We start from the raw sequence: 16556 nt of genomic DNA on the forward strand, positions 1-16556 counted from the left end.
AGATGCCCCTCGTCTACCAGTAAGGGCGAGTAGGCTGAACGCGGCAGTTGACACCACGACGGCAGCAAAGGTGCTTCGGGAGTCCTTTCGGATAGCTAAGTAGGCAAGTGGAGTAACTGCTGAAAGAGGGTACACTGCCAGTCGATAAAGGAATTCACCGAGGGGGACTGCGTCTGGCAGGACAGTTGCTCGTCTCCCGGCCAGCCAAGCTCCATTGGTGAACAAATGTATCACGCCTAGAGTCCCGGCACCAATTACAAGGGCGTACAACATAGCCCTAGCATACGAAAATGAACCAGAGGGCACCACAGTACGGCTATCCGGCGTCTTCGAAGCCTTGTTCTTTCGCCGTGACCAAGTGGTAGCTAGGTAGCCACCGACATAGGCAGCTGAGTAGACCAATTGGAGCAACAAACCAGTGACGTAGGCTTCTCCCAGCTCCGGCTCTCCGGAAGAAAAAGGGAAGGCGACGTAGCCCCCGACTAGATAGGCCAGGATCGGGTGGACGGCGAACTCCACCCAATACATCAGTAGAAAGTAGTGAAAAACCGTTATATACGGACGTATCGTCAGCAGAGCACCCACGCCGTATAAGACTGAGTGTAACGCCGCAACGGGCACTATCAGACCCACTTGGTATGTCTTCACCTGCCTGCCGCGTCTGCTTCACGGGGGTCACGCGTTCAGTAGCTGTTTAAGACGTAAGACCGTCCTTCGGTACAAGGCAGGCGACACAATTGAAAGCATCAAGAAACCCCACAGCCAAGCCTTCCACGGGACTGCCATTATCGCTTTGAGCAAGTACAGAGCCCCTGTTCTGCTGCCCTCAAATATCAAGGTGTGCCCAAGTAGCGCATACTGCCGGCCTGTCAGGGTTCTTCCCAGAGAGAGAAGACCGTGCTTACGCCACAACCTTTCTCGGTCGGCAACAACTCGCTGTACTCGACTCCTTGAGCTTTCCTTGTCCATCTCGTGCTTTATTACCAAGACGTGCTCCGTGAAGTCGAAGTAGCAAACCCGAGCCAAACGAAGCCACATGTCCAAGTCTTCACCAGTCATTAGGCTCTCATCAAATAGCCCGACCTGAGACAAATACGCCCTTCGCACCATGGTCGTGGAAGGAGTACAGCCCACCTCAAGCGCCAAAGCATCCTGAAGCGCCATTCCCCGGACGCGCGGGATATGCGTCCGGCGGAACCCGGTGCCATCGTACACACGCAGTACACCACAGTAAACTACGCCGACCCGTTCCGACGCGCGCTTAAAAACGCCCAACTGGGCTTCAAGTTTCTCGGGAAGCCATTCATCGTCCGAGTCCAGAAACGCCACGTAATCACCCTGGGCAAGACGCAACCCTGTGTTTCGAGCCGCTCCTGGCCCCATCCCCGGGTTGTCGTGCCGTATGTACCGGATTCGCGGGTCTTCGAACTGACCCATCACTTCCGCTGTGTTGTCTGATGAGCCATCGTCCACTACGATTAACTCCCAATTGCTGTAAGTCTGGGCCAGCACGCTTCGGATAGCTCTCGGTAGGACATGCGCGTTGTTGTACGTCGGGATGATTACCGACACGAGCGGACAGCCTTTGTCTTCGTGCAAGGCAGACATTGGTTCACCGCCCTCTATCCCCTCTGGAATGCAACGAGTTCATATAGGTCAACATACCGCCGAGCCATAGCTCCCAGTGTATAGTGAGCAACAAACCTTGCTCGATTTCGCCGCCCCAGATTCGTCAAGCCTTCCTCGTTACGTAATAACCCTAGAACCAGTGTGGCTAGGTCCTCTATTGAACTCGCCACGGCTGGATAATCCTCCCCAAGGGCTTCGAGATTACCTCGCGCAAGATTTGTCACCACGGCCTTTCCCAAACCCATAGCCTCAAGTAGTGCAAGATCAAAGACGGTGACCCTCGGTAGAGTAATGAACATGCTCGACTCCGCGACCACAGATAGGGTTGCAGGATGAGGGAGGTACCCCGCAAACCTTACCCGATCTCCAATCCCCAGTTGTTTCGCTAGTCGTTGCAACCGCGGTGTAAGCGCGCTAAAGCCGCCGATGACCGTATACATCCAATCCAGTTGGGGCTCTCTTCGCCTTACGATGCCGAGTACTTCAAGCACCGTATCGAGGCCTTTGTCAGGATGATGCTGCGCAACCGAAATAAGAACTCTGTCCTTCTCAGAGAAACGTGGCCCCACGTCGAATGCCCGCACGCCGTTCAGGGTCTCTAGAGGGTCCTCGATCCCATTGGGGACGATGCTTACCTTAGAAGGGTTCAGCCTCGGATTCATCCCATATGTCTCAAAGGCACTCCGGGCCCCGTTGCTCGGAAACACCAAGCGGGACGACAGAGATATGGCCTGGCAATAGGCATCCTTAAGCTCACGATACAACGGGTGATCGGGCCAACGAGACTCAAAGACCTGTTCCCCGTACCGCAGTAGCCCTCCCTGCGAGTGCTCCGTGAAAACCAGCCGTGTACGTTCCAGACTAGATAGCAACCGGGCAATCACTGACGCGCTTGTCACCTCGTGGCAGTGGACCACGACTCTCGAGTACTGGCGTTGAAGTCTAGCGAGCACTGCAAGCGCCCGCTCTCTTCCCCTACGAGCAAGGCCCAAAGCCCTGCGTAGCCTGGCGTCCTCGATTCTGCGCCAAATCCATTCTTGCGTCTTCAAGCGTGCAAGCAGACGCGCCTTCTCTCGGTTAATCTCTCGTACAATCGCCTCAACATCATTGGATGTAGCAACGCGGACGGGCCGCCCGGTGCCCAATGGTAGGAAATACACGTCATGAGACAAGCCAAGACTAACCAGGCCACGAAGTAGGAGATATGCCGCGCCATACGCACCACCGGTTCCGCGAACCGGGCTCCTTGGTAAACAGACAACAATCGCGAGCCTACCCTCCATGACTTCCCTCCATTTCAAGGCTGCGAAGACACCCGTCCGTCAATCTCGGAAACCGTCGGTTACAGCTGACTAGGGTATGTCGACAGTCTGGCGACGGGAGATCATTTGCTTTCAACACAGCACGTAGGCCCTCAGAATCCCCTCATGCTGCCCTCAACGTCCCAGATGTTTACTAGGCTCACTCCTATTCTCCGTAGCCATCCAGGACATCGTCCCATACGGTGAACCGACATTGCCGGTGGCATCTTAGCTGCTTCTAGATGTGGCCTGCCACACTCAAGGGCTTTCCTACATTCCGTCTAACGGCCGGATTCATGGTAGCCTGAGCGTGCAGTTTACCACAATCGACGGGCGAACAGAACAACCCCCATTGCCAATGCGACATATGCCTCCGCTACCACAGCCGCTGCAGCCATCCCGCCCGGACCGAATTTCACTGCAAGGAGAGGGGCCAGGAGCAAATTGAGCAAGCCAGCTGAGGCTATAATGGCAGTGAATTCACGATCGAGTCTCAACGGCAACATCCACTGTATCCCAAGCGCGTTACTAATGGCAACAGCTGGGATGAGCCCAGAGAGGATACGGAGCACTGGGATCGCATTGACATACTCAACTCCGAACAACAACACAATGATCCGAGGAGCCCCGGCTGCAACGAACACGCCCAGCGCAAGGCCAACTCCAAGAGTCAAAGCGAAACTAAGACGGTGCAAAGCTCGCGCATGGTCCATGTCACGCACCGCCAGTGCAGCAAGCCTCGGGTACACCGCCTGGGCCATGGGATTGACAAGTCCCAGCATACCCCTTGCAATCTTCTCGGCGCCTGCGAACATTGCAACAGAAGATGAAGGTACGAAGGCTCCCAGGAGAACAGGGTTTATACTAGTGTATAGCGCCACCGCCCCCCGAAAGATGAATATGGGCCGCCCTTTTCTGAGGGCGAGACGGGCGAGGTGATACGTCGGCTTTAGAAAGGGAGCGCTTCTGTACATCCATACGTGAGACAGCAACGTGCTAGCACATACCGCCAAGGCATTCAGAGCTGGAACAAGAACCGCATCCTCGGGACCGCGCACGGCCAGAAACTGCCCGACAGTTGCCAATGCTCGGAACGACATTTGAATGGTGACGGCGAGTCCAGGGAACTCCTTGCCTTGATAGTACCAGAAGGGATCAAATCCCTGGCCAGCGGCATACAACAAAGCCCAAGTAACTAAGGACGGCGTCGTACGAAACTCGGACACGGCAAGCCACGCTGGAATGGCCATGATGACAGCAATCGCAAACAAGAGTGTCCTGGCGCCGAGAACCGCCCTGATGATATCAGCCTCAGACTTGGTATCACCTTCCGAGGCCGCGATGTCCCTGGTAGCGGACAAGCTGAAGCCATATTCAACTAGTATAGCCAACCAAACCCCCAGTGATTGGCTCATCAGCACGCTTCCGTAAGCATCTGGACCGAGAACCCGAGCCAGATATGGCAGGGCAACAAAGGGCAAAAAGCGGTTGGCTACCTCCCGACCGTACAAGACAACGACGTTGCGAACGACTCGATCTCCGAGGCGCGCCGTTAGCCCTTCTAGAGCCACCGAGTTTCCGTTTCCTTTCGCCCAATCGAAGCCTCTGAACGGTCCCATCCTCTACATCTTTGCAAGGTCCCGAAAGAGCTTCAAAGCCCGTGCCACAGCCTGGTCCATGTTATAATACTTGTAATCTCCTAAGCGACCTGCAAATACTACTGATCGGCCCAGTCTGCGAGCATCTTCTGCATAGAGGTTGTATCGTTCTCGATTCTCAGGCCGAGGCACCGGATAGTAGGGCTCATTAGCTCCCGGCTCATAGCGCTCAGGGTACTCTCGTATGAGCGTCGTCTTCCGGGCTTGTTGACCAGTTATGTGTTTCATCTCTGTCACTCGCGTAAAGTTGTAGTCCTCCGGATAGTTTACCGTTGCTACTTTCTGATGCATCGGTTCATCTAAGGTGACGAACTCGAATCGGATGCTCCTATATTCTAGTGCGCCGTGTTTGTAATCGAAGAACTCGTCAATTGGCCCAGTATACACTAGTCCCTTTCGGAAGTGAATGTCCTCGCGAACATCCCTATAGTCCGCGCCTAGCAAGACTCGTATGTTCGCATGGGAAAGCATCCGGAGGAAGAGAGCGGTGTAGCCAAGGCTAGGCACTGCCTGGAAGCAGTCCTGAAAGTAACGGCAGTCCCGACTGACCACTATGGGAACACGACCCGTTACACTCGGATCAAGTTCCTCCGGACGAAGCCCCCATTGCTTAATTGTATAGCCCAGGAAAACTCGTTCATAGACGTACTGGCCTAGTGACCGCAACACTTTATCCGAGTGCTCCAGGAGACGCAGTACCGGGACGCGCGCTCCATAGCCGAACTCACTAACTAAGCGTCTCTCGAAAATGTTCGCTAAACGTGCCGGGAACAATTGCTGAAGGGACTCTAGGTTGAATGGTAGCGGAACCTGCTTACCCTGAACCACCGCGACGACCCTGTGGTAGTAAGGGCGCCATTCAGTGAACTGAGAGAGATACTCCCACACTTCCCTGGAGTTGGTATGAAAAACATGAGGTCCATACTTGTGAACCAAATGCCCGTGCTCATTATAGTAGTCGAAGGCGTTGCCCGCGACATGCCGACGACGCTCGATTACAAGCACTGTCTCTCCCAACTGAGAAGCGATGCGTTCCGCCAAGGTACAACCCGTGAAGCCCGCCCCTACAATGACCCAATCCACTCTCACACCGGGTCACCCCTCGTCGCCTATCGCAATCAGCCCGTGGGCCCGCTCGGAGCGAAGCCTGAGGCCGCCACTTTCGGGGTTACCAGGTGGTTTTCCTGCTTCTCGCGTTGCTTGCGCGAGTACAGTGATCCGTCGCACTCAACTTGCGATGCCAACCCCTCTTCGCCCTTCCCTAGCGACCCACCGCAAACGAGAGGAAAGCATCCCACTGCCGGTCCGCGGACCCTAGTATCAACAAGTGCCCCCGCGAGTAAGCAGCATCGGCTCTCGACCGCGCCCGTGGCGCTGGCGACGGAGCGGTCGTACCATCTCGTCTACCGGGCGAAGGGCCGAGAACTTTCCGGTGAGTACGCTCACCCCCTGCATGGACACCGACCGGCCCATGTCCGCGGTTTGCCTGACGTCGTCGGGCAAAAAAGGGGCGTGCAGGTCCCACTCAGAGGTCCGAATCCGGGCCCTGGCTTAGCACGGCGTACCCCAAGTTGTCTACGCCTATAGAGCTTCACGTCGCCGGCGTTGAGCGAGTCGGGCATACGTACCGCGCAGCACCGAGACACTCCAGGGGGCGCAGGCGCACCGCAACACCACAAAGGTCGCGCGGGGCAAAGAGCACGGCGGGGTGTTACAGCGGGATATCCGGCACCCCTGCGAACCGGGTAGCATCGCTAGTCAGGCGTTCAGCGGCGAGAAGAGGCACTGTGAGACCCACGGTGGGAGCCGACTCGAAGATCGTGGTGTGGCCGTGTTGACTCGGAGAGGGCGTCACCGCGGCACTGCAGATGGCGCAGCGCCCGCCCTGCTGGCCGATGCCTCACACCTGGCTCTCGGGCTGGAGGGTGTCGCGTCGCAGACAGCGGGTAGTCACGTAGGCGTTGCCAGAAGTTCCCGTCGGCCCCGCGATCGTGGCCGGAGACGGTGGGCAAAGACGTAACCATGATGTCGCGAATACAGACGGCAACGGCGTCCCCGAGCCCAACACCGTCGACGGCCACGTGCTGGAGCACCTAATGGCTCCCGCGCAAGGGCCCGTGCTCATGCGGATGCACCTCCAGCGCGCAAGCTGACGGCGGCCGTCACGTTCCGTCGAACGACCGAGACAAGAGTTCCTCCTGACGTGAAGCCCGCCCCGCCTTCGCCGACAACGGCAGCCGGGCGCGCCTAAAGCGTGATGGCACTGTCCGGCTGAGTTTGTGAAGGGTGTTGCGATTGACGCGCTCTAACGACGACGTTCGAGTAAGCCATGCGGCGCGAGAAAAAGCTTCAGGAGCTTGCGCGTGGTTGATCCTTCTCTTACTGTGACGCATCATGTGGCTGACTCTTCTTGTGCATTAGAAAGGCTGCTCAGTCGCAATCTGGATATCGGTTACACATCAGGAATGCGCCGTCCGGCCCAACTTGGCCGCCAGCTACCCCCTTGGCCGCAGGGCGGGCACAACAGGCCAAGCTGGTCCACACAGGCCCTGAGCACGGGCCTCGGAAGGTTAGCCTTGCCCTCGCAGGCCCGGGCCGTACATGGGCCGCGCGTGCCGACGAGGAACCTGGTGGGATGGCCACAAGTGACGCACCCTGGCAGCGACGCCGCCCGCTTCAGCGCTCCGCCAGGAGCGGCCGGCGCGCGTTTCACTCCTGCTCCCGACCCGCCTGCCGGATGAAGCGCGCCACCCCCGTAACTTCCGCCAGCCTGGCCATGAAGACCTGGCCATGAAGATCGGGTCGAAGAATCCTATCGTACACTCGGTGGAGCTACTGGTTGAGGGGGTAGCCGAGGCGCCGAGGCCCACCCTGACGCACGGAAAAGGGTCCACCGCGTCGCCGTCACGCCCAGGCCTACCCGCGAGGGATGCGGTAGCGGATGGTGAGCGTCGAACCGAGGCCCTTCGGAGGCTGATAATAGAGGATCTCGTCGCCAGGCCCCATCATCGCCCGTATGACGTGGCAACAGACCGGCATCCGATGGTTTCCGCCCTTGGCAGGATAGCCGCCTAGCTCCGTGGCGCAGCGCGTTGCGGAAGTCGTCTGCTGACGGCAGGTCCCCTCGGCTTCGCACCGCCATCCCGCTCCCTCCTTGGCATCACCAGTCGGCAGCCCAAGTGCCTGCCGCGAGATGGCTGCGTATGGTAACATCTCCCTCAGCAATCGGAAACCCCCCTTTTCGAGCTCCGACCTCTCGGAGGAGGGTACCCGGGTGGTCAGTTGGTGGATCATCGGAACGGCTGCGGCCGTCTACCTCGTCGCCCGCTACGTCCGGGTCCGGGGCTTCCACCGGGAATTGAGTCAGGTCATCACGGTGTACCCGGACGCCAACGGCGTCTATCGGTATCTTGCCGACTATCACGAGCGGGCCCAACGATGGCGGCGGGCCCCCCTCGAGGCGGCCGCGGTCACCGGTATCACGGCATACGAGGCCATCTACGCGCTCTCCATGATCGACCCGGACGTCCTCGAGGCCGCCGAGCGCATCGGCGGGGACTTCTCGAGCTGGGCGCAGGTCGAGGCATGGCAGCGCTCCATCGAGGCGATGGAGCCCTCGGCCCGAGAAGGAGCGATCCGCCAGCTCGTCGGCTACACGGGCGAGATGAAGGTCGCCGCTCACCTGGTGGCGGACGGGCACGTGGTGGAGTTCCCCGAGGCGCCCAACCAGGCCGGGTACGACCTCCTGGTCGACGGCTCGCCTCTGCAGGTCAAGACGACGATCCATCCGTCTCTGGTGCGGGAGCATCTAAGCACCTATCCGGACATCCCGGTGGTCATACCCCAGGAGCTTCACGAACTGGCCGAAGCCCCGGGCGTCGTGGTCGACCACGACCTCTCTCACGCAGACGTGACCCAGTCGGTCAGGGAGACGCTCGAGGGGGTCGGTGACCTGGGCGGCTTGGCGGCGCATGTGCCGTGGATCACGCTGGCCGTTTCGGGGTTTAGAGAGGTCGTCCTGATGGCGCGGGGGTGGACGGACCTCGCCACTGCGTTGAAGAACGTTGGCATCGATGTCGCCGGCGTCGGCGTTGGCAGCACAGCGGGGGTGAAGGCGGGCCTCGCGCTCGGCTTCGTCCTGGGTGGGACGGTTGGCGCTGTCATCGGCGCTATCCTGGGGGCTCTAGGCGGAAGCACGCTCGGCAAGCGGCCGGCCAACTGGCTCAAGGCGCGTCGTGCGCGGGCTGCAGCCGAGCGCTTCCGGCGGGTCGTAGAGGAGACAGCCGAAGCCTATCTGGAGGCGTTGGCCGCTCACGTGGATGCACTCCGTCGCAGGCGACAAGCGATCTGGCGCACGGCACGGCCCTGGCTCGCTCGCCTGCTTTGGCCCCGCCGCCGGGACGTGGCGACGGCCTACGTCGCCCGACGTCTCCGGGTCAACGAGCGAGATGCTGGCCGGCTGTATCAGAGCCTGCAGCACTTGCTCCGCACATCCCAGGACCGGGCCAAGGCCGCCGCGGAGGTCCTGTTGCACTTCCACGAGCGCCCTGTCTACAGCGTCCGGCTGGCGGAGGCTTTCCGCCGCCTGCGCGAGGCCCGGGAGTCCCTGGTCGTGGAGCTGCGCAAGCTGGGGCGTGATGTGGCGTAGCGAGGCCATCCTCCCCCCTGGCCGGCTCCTGGTCCCGTCCGGACATAGGACTCCGAGCGGGGGCCTAAAGTCCCCCTCGTCCGGGCTCGATCTCGAGGAGGGGCAGCCACCTCACGGACGAGGATTCCGGCTCACGGACGGCGCGGCTGATGGGGCGTGCCGTGCGTATCTCCACCAATGCCATGGCACTGGGGGCGTGGGTCAACCTCGTCCAGACGACGTCGGGACTTTCCAAGACCCTTGAACGGCTCTCCTCGGGTCAGCGCATCAACCGGGCGGCTGACGACGCCGCCGGGCTCGCCATCTCGGAGAAGATGCGGGCCCAGATCCGCGGGCTCAACCAGGCCATTCGCAACGCCCAGGACGGCATCTCGCTGGTCCGGACCGCCGAGGGCGCCTTGCAGGAGTACCACGCCATCCTGCAGCGCATGCGTGAACTGTGCGTCCAGGCATCCAACGACACGCTGACGGACCAGGACCGGGCGGCCCTCCAGGACGAGATCGACCAGCTCATCCGGGAGGCCCGCGCCATCGCCACATCCGCGGAGTTCAACCGGCACACCCTGCTGGACGGCAGCTTCCAGGGGCGCAAACTGCACATCGGGGCCAACGCCAACGCGAGCATGGTCGTCAACATCGCCAGCGCCCGCCCCGAAGACGTGGGAGCGGCCTGGGGCGACGGCAAGGCCATCGACACCAGCCTCTTGAGCCTCACCAGCGGCGGGCTGGTCATCAACGGGGTCAGCATCGACCTGTCGGGGGCGCGCAGCGTTGGCGAGGTGGTGGCGCGCATCAACGCGCAGAGGGCCCAAACGGGGGTCATCGCCGCGCGGGCCGGGCGCACGGTGGTCAACCTCGGCTCGTACGTCGGGCTGGAGTTTTACACTTGCAGGCCTCGTTGGGGCACCTCGATGCGATCAAAGCCCGTCATGACGCGCAGGCGCTCCCGAAAAACGCCACGAGTGTAATGCTACGTTCGAGGCATGAAGTGGCGCCCAAGTATTGACACGGCCGGTGTAGATGGCCCATCATGAGAGTGTCATGTTCGTCCGGATCAACCAGCAGCGCAACAAGGACGGCTCGGTGCGCGAGTACCTGCAGGTCATCGAGGCCATCCGGGTGGATGGCAAGCCCCGCCAGCGGGTCATCGCCACCCTCGGCCGCTGGGACCAGCCCCAGGGCCGGGCCCGGGTCGATGCCATCCTGGAGGCCCTCAGCCAGTTTGCCGACAAGCTCACCGTCCTCAACCTCCAGAAGGACCTCAAGGGCGAAGGGGGACTGACGTGGGGGCCGGTGCTGGTCTTCCGGCGGCTGTGGGAGGAGCTGGGCTTGGCGCGGCTTTGGGGATGGCTTTGGGAGGAGACGAAGGTCGAGTTCGACCTGCCCGAGGCCGTCTTCGCCATGGTGCTCAACCGCCTGCTGGATCCCGCCTCCCGCAAAAGCCTCGTCGACGAGTGGCTGCCTACCCTCTGGGAGCCCCGATTCGAGAGCCTGAAGCTGCACCACTTCTACCGGGCGCTCACGTACGTGCATCGCTTCGCCCACCGCGTCGAGGACTTCTTGTTTGCCCGCTTCACCGACCTGTTCAACCAGGACCTGGAGCTCGTCCTCTGGGACACGACGACGGTGCGCTTCGAAGGCCGAGGTCCCGAGAAGCTGGCGCAGTACGGCAACGCCAAAGATAAGCGCACCGACCGGCGGCAGATGGTGGTGGGGGTGCTGCTGACGCGGGATGGGTGGCCGTTGGCCCACGCCGTGTACCCGGGCAACCTCAACGACGTGAAGGCCACGCTGGCCATCATCGGGCAGCTCAAGCGCCGGTTTGCCTTCCGGAAGGTCCTCTTCGTGGCGGACCGGGGCGCCGTGGGCAAGCGCACGCTGAAGGCGCTGGAGCAGGCGGGCTTCGAGTATATCGTGGGCATGCGCATGCGGCGGGTCCGGGTGGTGCGGGACGAGGTGGTGGGCTGCCCCGGGCGCTACCGGGTGGTGAGCCCGACGTTGCAGGTCAAAGAGGTGATCCGCCAGGGCCGTCGCTACATCCTGGCCTACAACCCCGAGGCGGCCGAACACGACCGGCAGGTTCGCGAGGAAGTGGTGGCCCGCCTGCGGCAGGTTCTGAAGGAGGGGAGCGCGGGCGATCTCATCCGCCACAGCCGGTACCGGCGCTACCTCAAGGTGCACCGGGAGGCCATCGAGCTCAACGAGGCGGCCATCGAGGCGGATGCCCGCTACGACGGCAAGTTCGTGGTGCTGACCAACACGGACCGGGACGCCGCCGAGGTGGCCCAGGCCTACCCCCATGATCCCCCGTCAAGACCTTTCCTCAAAGTAAGTCTTCAAGTTCACGCTGAGGCTGCGAGAGCCCCGCGCGTGGCTCGGCTGGCGTTTCCTCCGGACGACGCGGGGCGGTCCAGGATGCGTCCGACTCGATCCGCGAGCCAGGCCATCACCTGCGCGGTAGGATACGGCACCGCGTTCTGGTCGAGCACCGACACCCATGATCCCCCGTCAAGACCTTTCCTCAAAGTAAGTCTTCAAGTTCACGCTGAGGCTGCGAGAGCCCCGCGCGTGGCTCGGCTGGCGTTTCCTCCGGACGACGCGGGGCGGTCCAGGATGCGTCCGACTCGATCCGCGAGCCAGGCCATCACCTGCGCGGTAGGATACGGCACCGCGTTCTGGTCGAGCACCGACAGCTTGGCCGCGTAGCGCTCGGGGCGGATGCCGGCAAACAGCTGACCCGTGCGCCACAGCGTCCAGGCAATCCGAGCCAGCTTAGCCGCCACGGCCACCACGGCCACTTGGTGCCCCTTGGTGGCCCGCAGGCGCAGGTAAAACGTCCGCAACGCCGGTGGCCCATGGCGAGCAGCCATGGCGGCGGCCTCCACCAGCGCCCAGCGCAACACGGCCGGGCCTTCCTTGCTGATGCCGCCCCGCCGATTCACCGTGCCCGATTGTGTCACCCGCGGTGCGAGCCCCGCGTAGCTGACGACGTGCTTGCCCGAGGCAAAGCGCCAGGGGTCGCCCACGTACGCGTAGTACGTGGCCGCCGCGACGATGTGAAAACCCACGATGGACAACAGCTGCCGTACCGGCCGGCAGTGCCGGACCCGCTGGGCGATGTCCCGCTCCACGGCCCGCAGGTGCTCGGTAGTGGAGCGCAACTGCTCCAGCGCCACCGCCAGCCACACCCGCTCCCCCTCGGGAAGCGAAAGCCTCCACAGCTGCTCTAGGTGGCGGCGGGCCCGCCACAGCCCCCGGGGAGCCCGGTAGCCGTGGCGCAGCAGCACGGCCCGGATTTGGTTCTTCCACCGGCTGCGCTGCTCCACCAGCTGGCGACGTAAATTCACCAGCGCCCGAAGCTCCCGGATGGCCGCCGGCGGCACCCACACCCGGGCAAGGTCCCCAGCGCCAGCCGCTCGGCCAAGAGCTTCGCGTCGTCCCGGTCCGTCTTGCGCTTGCGCGAGCCCAGCCGGCGCATCACCCGGGCGTCCACCACCACCACTTGCCCGGCCCGGTCGGCCAAGATATCGTAAACCGGAAGGCGCCGCTGCTCACCTCGAGCGCCACGGCATCCTCGGGGCCGAGCCGTGCAACGAAGTCGGCCCGACCTTCGGCCGTGTTGGGGAAGCGCAGGCGCCTTCCCTCGCCCTGGCCGGCTTCCAGCAGGTGCGCATAGCAGTAGTCCCGATGCACGTCCAGCCCGATGTAGCGTCGCATTGCCGACCCCCTGCTGCGTGGTGTCGCAAGCGCAGGTCCGGTGGGGATGGCCAAACGGCATACACCCATTCGGGTTTCCTGGCAGCGGCCAGGCCCAGTTGGGCGGTTGGCGCAGGGCGGGCCCGAATCCAAACAAGACACGGGCTCGAAGCCCAGTAGGTCAAACGGACCCGCCCTGCCCTGCGCTTGCCCCCCCACCCCGCCCAACGGCGGGGAAACTTCGCAAACTTCCGTCGCTACCCTGCCGTGGACTACCGGCCAGGGGGATCATACCCACAAGACGCTGTGGCGGGTCGAGCGGGCCTTCCGGGACCTCAAGAGCTCCCTGGAGATCCGGCCGGTCTACGTGTGGACCGACGAGCACGTGCGGGGTCACGTGGCCGTTTGCTTCCTCGCCTTCGTCCTGGAGTCGTACCTGCGCCACAAGCTGGGGGAGACGGTCTCCTACCGCGAGGCTTTGACGGATCTGGAGAAGCTGAAGGCGGTGCCGCTGCAAATCAAGGACAAGCGCTACCTGCTGCGCACGGAGCTGGAGGGCACCGCGTCGACCGTCTTCCGCATCCTGGGCATCCGGCCACCCAACCGGGTCGAAGAGCTGCCCTCGACCCCTGCCGCGTAGTGGTACGCCCGCCCCGCGTCCTCACCAAATCTCGTCGTTACGGGGAAATCACAAAGCGAGGTGTCAAACTCCAGTCGAAGAGAGCTCTGAAAAAGTCCACCGTTTCGGGCGGGGCGGAAACAGGGAGGATTCCCCACCGGACCGAAGTCTCCTCCCGAGGCCACGATGCAGGAGGCAGGACGATGCTGCGAAGGACCGAGGCCCAGCGCAACTTCTTCGACGACGCGATCTTCGGCCGCATGATCCCGCCCGACCACCCGCTGGTGGCCATCGACCAGGCGGTGGACTTCTCCTTCATCCACGACGAGGTCAAGGCCCTCTACTCCCCCGACCAGGGCCGGCCCAGCTATCCGCCCGAGACGCTGTTTCGGGCGCTGGTCCTGGGGATTTGGGCGAATCTGTCCGATGTCCAGGTGGCCCAGCAGCTGCGTTTCAACGTGTTGTTCCGGTGGTTTTGCCGCATCGGCTGGGACGACCCGGTGCCCGACGATACGACGCTGGTGGTCTTTCGCCGCAGGCTCAAGGCGTCGGGGGTGTACGAGCGGCTGCTGGACCGGGTGGTGGAGCAGGCGAAGGCCAAGGGCCTGGGTCGGGGCCGGTGGATGATCGTGGACGGGACCAAGGTGGTCGCGGACGTGGCCATCCGCAACCAGCTGGAGCTGGTGCGGGAAGGCCGGAAGCGCCTGGTGCGGGCCCTGCAGCGGATCCAGCCGGAGCGGGCCGCGAAGGTGCGCGCCCTGGCCGAGCCGCTTCCCGACGCCGACTACCCCGACCGGGAGGCGCTGTTGGCGGCGGAGAGCGCCTGCGGCGAAGCCCTCTTGAATGAGCTGGAGGACGTGCCAGAGCCGGAGGTCCGGCGCCTGGCGGCCCAGTACCGGGCGATCTTGAAAGGGGAGGGCATGGCCAGCTTCACGGACCCCGAGGCGCGGTGGGGCTTTCAGAAGAAGGGGGAGGCGTTCCTCGGCTACAAGGTGGTGGCCAGCTGCGATGAGGACGGCCTGGTGACGGCGGTGACGGTGGCGGCAGGCAATGAGAGCGAGCTGGCCCAGGTCGAGCGGCTGCGGGCGGCCTGGAAGCGCCTGCGCCTGCGGCCCCGGGCCGTGGCGGCGGACAAGGCCTACGATGCCTCTACGCTGCGCCAGCAGCTGCAGGACGAGGCGGTGCGCATCTACACCCCGCGCAAGTACCGGCGCTCGACGCTGCCGTCGGGCTTTCGCTACGAGGCCAAGGCCGACCGGGTGATCTGCCCGGCCGGGGCGATGGGCCGGCCCACCCCGCATCCCCAAGGTGGCTTCGTCTACGTCTTCTCCCAGCGGACCTGCCAGCGCTGCAGCCTGAAGGCCGCATGCTTGAAAGACGGTCGCCAGCGCCAGCGCGTCTACCTCCAGCCGGACAAGGATCGGACCCGCCCCAAGGGGATTCGCCTCGCCATGCGGGTGCGCAAGGTCATCGAGCGGGTCTTCGCCGAGGCGAAGAAGTGGCACCACCTGGGCCGTGCGCGCTACCGGGGCCGGCTGGGGGTGGCCTTCCAGGCCGTGATGACCTTCCTGGTGATCAATACGAAGCGAATGGCGGCCTGGAGCGGGGTCGATCGGGCATGGCAGGGGGTCTGAGGCGGGGAATCGCCCGGACTCCGCGTCCAGCGTGGCCCTCGGCGGGCGCGTAGTGGCACGTTTTCTTCCATGCCTTCCCAATGCCGGCCGGCCTCCTGCCTCAACCTTCGCCAGCTTTTTCAGAGGTCTCGCCGGGTTTTTCAGAGCTCTCGTCCGACGGGTGGCGCCCTCCCTGGAAGGTGACGACGGTGAACGGACGCTCCCTCGCAGTCGCTCTGGACCTGGGGCAGTCCTCGGTCAAGGCCATCGCCATCGACCCCGGGGGCACGGTGCGGGCACGGGCGACGGTGCCTTATCCCTCCGCGACGCCCCATCGAGGCTGGGTCGAGCAGGGGCCCGACGACTGGTGGGCGGCTGCGTGCGCAGCCATCCGGGAGTGCTGGGCGCAGCTCGAACGCGAAGGGCTCGGCCTCGCCGCGGGCAGGTGGTGACCTCCGTCGCCGGCCTCCACGAGACGCTCTTCGGCCAGATGACTTTTCATCCTCAGGCGGAACCGCGTGCGCTGTACTGCATGGGCTCCCACTTCACCGGGGGCCTGGCCATGGCCTGGCTGGCCCAGGCGCTGGCCCCTTCTGGCGTGCCGGGGGAGGCTGCCGTCGCATCCGCCATCCCCTTCGAGGAGCTCGAGGCCGAGGCGGCGAGCTGCCCTCCGGGAACCGAGGGCGTACTGTGGCTGCCCTTCCTGGTCGGAGGCGGCACCCCGGGGTTCGACCCGGCTTTGGCCGCTGCTTGGCTGGGGCTGAGGTCGGGCCACTGGCGGCCGCATCTGGTGCGCTCCGTCATGGAGGGGGTCGCCTTCAACCTGCGGGAGTCGGTGGAGTTGCTCCAACAGGCCGCTGTGCCCGTGGAGACCATCCGTGTGGGAGCAGGCGGGCTGCGCAGCCCTCTGTGGCGCAACATCGTAGCCGGTGTGTTGGGGCGGCCGCTTCAGTGCGTGGAGGTCGGTGATGTATCCGCTTTGGGCGCCGCGCTCATGGCCGGCGTCGGGGCGGGATGGTGGCCAAGCCTGGCAGAAGCGAGTCGAGCGGCTGTGCGCCTGGGGCCCATCGTCGAGCCGCCTGCCGACTGGGTGGCCGCTCACGAACCTCTCTTTCGATCCTACCGTCAGGCCGTCCGGCATGAGGACGCCGTTCACCACGCCAACCCGACGTAAGCGAGGCGTCAAAGGCCGGAGATGGTCCAAGGCCGGCGCCATCCGGGCCGCTCCAGTTGCCAGCTGAGGGCGTGCCCTCTCACCTCTGCACCGTTTCCCATGCCCAGCTCCGGCGCCGGTATCCTGATTGCAACGGCAACAGCTACCGCCCCATGGCCTCGACGGGACCGGCGCCGGCCGGGTTTCGGCCGCGATATTCCCCAGGAAATCGGCTCCCA

General features: G+C 63.5%; 12 protein-coding genes and 1 pseudogene. 7 read left to right on the plus strand and 6 right to left on the minus strand.

Annotation, left to right across the window (positions count from 1 at the left end; translation table 11 throughout):
• Nucleotides 1–675: 675 nt before the first annotated feature.
• The 4 genes from VLY81_RS09780 to glf all read right to left on the minus strand — a co-directional run bounded on the left by VLY81_RS09780 (nucleotide 676) and on the right by glf (nucleotide 5677).
• Nucleotides 676–1608: a glycosyltransferase family 2 protein gene (locus tag VLY81_RS09780; protein ID WP_324667972.1), complete on the minus strand. Its 933-nt coding sequence runs from the start codon at nucleotides 1606–1608 to the stop codon at nucleotides 676–678.
• Between the two features lie 14 nt (nucleotides 1609–1622).
• Nucleotides 1623–2912: a glycosyltransferase family 4 protein gene (locus VLY81_RS09785; protein WP_324667973.1), complete on the minus strand. Its 1290-nt coding sequence runs from the start codon at nucleotides 2910–2912 to the stop codon at nucleotides 1623–1625.
• A gap of 335 nt (nucleotides 2913–3247) precedes the next feature.
• Complete coding sequence (locus VLY81_RS09790) at nucleotides 3248–4549, minus strand: oligosaccharide flippase family protein (RefSeq protein ID WP_324667974.1); 1302 nt, start codon at nucleotides 4547–4549, stop codon at nucleotides 3248–3250.
• Nucleotides 4550–4552: 3 nt separating this feature from the next.
• A complete protein-coding gene (gene glf, locus VLY81_RS09795; protein WP_405001248.1) occupies nucleotides 4553–5677 on the minus strand; it encodes a UDP-galactopyranose mutase in 1125 nt (374 codons plus the stop codon).
• A gap of 2185 nt (nucleotides 5678–7862) precedes the next feature.
• On the opposite strand from glf, the gene VLY81_RS09800 reads away from it, so the two are divergent.
• The 3 genes from VLY81_RS09800 (at nucleotide 7863) to VLY81_RS09810 (ending at nucleotide 11942) form a co-directional block, all read left to right on the plus strand.
• Nucleotides 7863–9236, plus strand: a complete 1374-nt coding sequence (locus VLY81_RS09800; protein ID WP_324667976.1) for a hypothetical protein — start codon at nucleotides 7863–7865, stop codon at nucleotides 9234–9236.
• 149 nt (nucleotides 9237–9385) lie between these two features.
• Nucleotides 9386–10204, plus strand: coding sequence for a flagellin N-terminal helical domain-containing protein (locus VLY81_RS09805; protein ID WP_324667977.1), 819 nt, complete (start codon nucleotides 9386–9388; stop codon nucleotides 10202–10204).
• Between the two features lie 73 nt (nucleotides 10205–10277).
• The gene (locus VLY81_RS09810) at nucleotides 10278–11942 is read left to right on the plus strand and encodes an IS1634 family transposase (protein WP_324667978.1); all 1665 of its coding nucleotides are present in this window, start codon (nucleotides 10278–10280) and stop codon (nucleotides 11940–11942) included.
• 38 nt (nucleotides 11943–11980) lie between these two features.
• On the opposite strand, the pseudogene VLY81_RS09815 reads toward VLY81_RS09810, so the two are convergent.
• Nucleotides 11981–12652, minus strand: a pseudogene (locus tag VLY81_RS09815) (IS110 family RNA-guided transposase); the annotation flags it as partial.
• Nucleotides 12653–12713: 61 nt separating this feature from the next.
• Nucleotides 12714–12953 carry a hypothetical protein gene (locus tag VLY81_RS09820; RefSeq protein ID WP_324667979.1) on the minus strand — a complete coding sequence of 80 codons (240 nt, stop codon included), beginning with the start codon at nucleotides 12951–12953 and terminating at the stop codon, nucleotides 12714–12716.
• A 346-nt stretch (nucleotides 12954–13299) separates the two neighbouring features.
• Between VLY81_RS09820 and VLY81_RS09825 the strand changes: the two genes are divergently transcribed.
• The 4 genes from VLY81_RS09825 to VLY81_RS09840 all read left to right on the plus strand — a co-directional run bounded on the left by VLY81_RS09825 (nucleotide 13300) and on the right by VLY81_RS09840 (nucleotide 16338).
• Nucleotides 13300–13572 carry a hypothetical protein gene (locus VLY81_RS09825; protein ID WP_324667980.1) on the plus strand — a complete coding sequence of 91 codons (273 nt, stop codon included), beginning with the start codon at nucleotides 13300–13302 and terminating at the stop codon, nucleotides 13570–13572.
• Between the two features lie 182 nt (nucleotides 13573–13754).
• Complete coding sequence (locus tag VLY81_RS09830; RefSeq protein ID WP_324667981.1) at nucleotides 13755–15185, plus strand: IS1182 family transposase; 1431 nt, start codon at nucleotides 13755–13757, stop codon at nucleotides 15183–15185.
• Between the two features lie 188 nt (nucleotides 15186–15373).
• Entirely contained in the window at nucleotides 15374–15616 is a 243-nt protein-coding gene (locus VLY81_RS09835; protein WP_324667982.1) for an FGGY family carbohydrate kinase, read from the plus strand.
• A complete protein-coding gene (locus VLY81_RS09840) occupies nucleotides 15610–16338 on the plus strand; it encodes an FGGY-family carbohydrate kinase (RefSeq protein WP_324667983.1) in 729 nt (242 codons plus the stop codon). Before VLY81_RS09835 ends, VLY81_RS09840 begins: the two co-directional genes overlap by 7 nt.
• Nucleotides 16339–16556: the final 218 nt, after the last annotated feature.

Source organism: Limnochorda sp. LNt (genome assembly GCF_035593265.1).
GTDB classification, from domain to species: Bacteria; Bacillota; Limnochordia; order Limnochordales; family Geochordaceae; genus Geochorda; species Geochorda subterranea.

Coding starts and splice junctions, on each gene's coding strand:
- VLY81_RS09830 (WP_324667981.1), top strand. CDS start 13,755: ATGCTGCGAAGGACCGAGGCCCAGCGCAACTTCTTCGACGACGCGATC.
- VLY81_RS09790 (WP_324667974.1), bottom strand. CDS start 4,549: ATGGGACCGTTCAGAGGCTTCGATTGGGCGAAAGGAAACGGAAACTCG.
- VLY81_RS09820 (WP_324667979.1), bottom strand. CDS start 12,953: ATGCGACGCTACATCGGGCTGGACGTGCATCGGGACTACTGCTATGCG.
- VLY81_RS09785 (WP_324667973.1), bottom strand. CDS start 2,912: ATGGAGGGTAGGCTCGCGATTGTTGTCTGTTTACCAAGGAGCCCGGTT.
- VLY81_RS09810 (WP_324667978.1), top strand. CDS start 10,278: ATGTTCGTCCGGATCAACCAGCAGCGCAACAAGGACGGCTCGGTGCGC.
- VLY81_RS09780 (WP_324667972.1), bottom strand. CDS start 1,608: ATGTCTGCCTTGCACGAAGACAAAGGCTGTCCGCTCGTGTCGGTAATC.
- VLY81_RS09805 (WP_324667977.1), top strand. CDS start 9,386: ATGGGGCGTGCCGTGCGTATCTCCACCAATGCCATGGCACTGGGGGCG.